This window comes from Streptomyces yamdrokensis, from assembly GCF_053890455.1.
The window spans coordinates 208,760-210,272 of record NZ_CM132679.1; the positions used below are offsets into that span (position 1 = coordinate 208,760).

1 protein-coding gene is annotated in these 1,513 nt (G+C 71.1%); it reads left to right on the forward strand.

From position 1 onward, the window contains the following. Positions 1-12: 12 nt before the first annotated feature. Positions 13-861 (forward strand): ABC transporter permease, encoded by an 849-nt coding sequence (locus ACWZEH_RS00945; protein ID WP_456195038.1) that lies wholly within the window; start codon positions 13-15, stop codon positions 859-861. Positions 862-1,513 lie beyond the last annotated feature (652 nt).

The following is a 1,513-nucleotide window of genomic DNA, read 5'->3' on the forward strand; positions in this document are numbered from 1 at the left end:
GTGGAGGACCCCTTGACCACGAGTACCACTCCCGCCCGGCGCCCGGACGCCTCCGCGGCCGTCGCGCTCAAGGCACCGGACTTCGGCGGGAGTTCGTTCGTCGCCCAGGTACGGGTACTGACCGGGCGGTCGCTGAGGGCGATGGTGACCGATCCGGGCATCGTGCTGTTCGGTCTCATCCAGCCGGTGGTCATCCTGTTCGTACTGACCCAGGTGTTCAGCAAGATGGGTATGCCTCCGCACTTTCCCGAAGGTGTCAGCTACCTCGACTTCGTGCTGCCTGCCGTCCTGGTGGACAACGCGGCCCAGTCCGCGATGCAGTCCGGGGTGGGGCTGGTGGAGGACCTCCGCAACGGCATGGTCGCCCGGCTGCGGTCGCTTCCGGTGCACCCCGGAGCTCTGCTGGCCGCGCGCAGTCTGGTGGGACTCGTCCGCAGCGCCGTGCAGATTCTCGTGATCATGGTGTTGGCGATGACGGTCCTGGGCTACTCCCCCAACGGGGGCGTAGCCGAACTCGCCCTGTCCGCCGGGCTCACGCTGTTCATCAGTTTCTCCCTCGGCTGGGCGTTCATCGCGGCCGGCGCCTGGCTGCGCCGGGCCGAGCCGCTGCAGAACCTCGCCCTGATCGTGATCTTCCCGCTGATGTTCGCGTCCAGCGCCTACGTTCCGGTCGCCGACCTGCCCGACTGGCTGGCGGCCGTCGCGAGCGTCAACCCGCTGACGTACGCCATCGACGCCACCCGTGCCCTCGCGCTGGACGTGCCGGGTCTCGACCACGCGATACCCGCGCTGGTCATCGGCGTGGTGATCAGCGCGGCGGGCGCGTTCGCCGCCCTGGCCGGGTTCCGCCGGCCCCTCTGATCCCTCGTACCACTCCCCCGGGTGCGAGGCCCGGCCCGTGGACGCCTTCCGGCGTCCACGGGCCTCTTTTTCTGCGGAGGGTGCGGCGGGACACCGCAGGGTCCCGCTCGCTGTCTGGTGTCGCGGGTTCTCGATCCTGTGCGAGCCGATGAGCTGCGGAAATGTGTGAGCGGGCATCGTGCGGGGTCCGAACGGGCACGCCCGGAGCCGCGTCCGGCCGCGCGTGGCGGTGTCGGGCGCCGGACAGGGGCCGCCAGGAACCGCCGAGGGCCACGAACACCTTCCGTTCCAACCGGGAACCCGCCGGAAACCCGGTCCGTGGGGCACCGGTTCGGCCTCCTCGGGACCTCTCCTCCCCGCTGCCCGCCCCGGTCACCGAATCGATCGAAACAGGTCAAGCGGAAGAGGCCCTGGCTGGAAAACCGCTGAACAGCGCGTCAGGCGGATGTCCGAGCCGCCTTCGAACGGTCACCCGTCACAGGGTAAGCGGGCCGGACCTCCGGCAGAAGAGGTGAAGCGGCCGCGGGCGGACAGGGCGGCCTGTCGTCCGGAACGCCCCCGCCCGCCCGGCCTGTGGCCGGGCGGGCGGGACGGTGTGGCGGACTGCGGCGCCGGCGGTTCCGCCCGGTGTCTTCGCCGGACGGAACGCGCT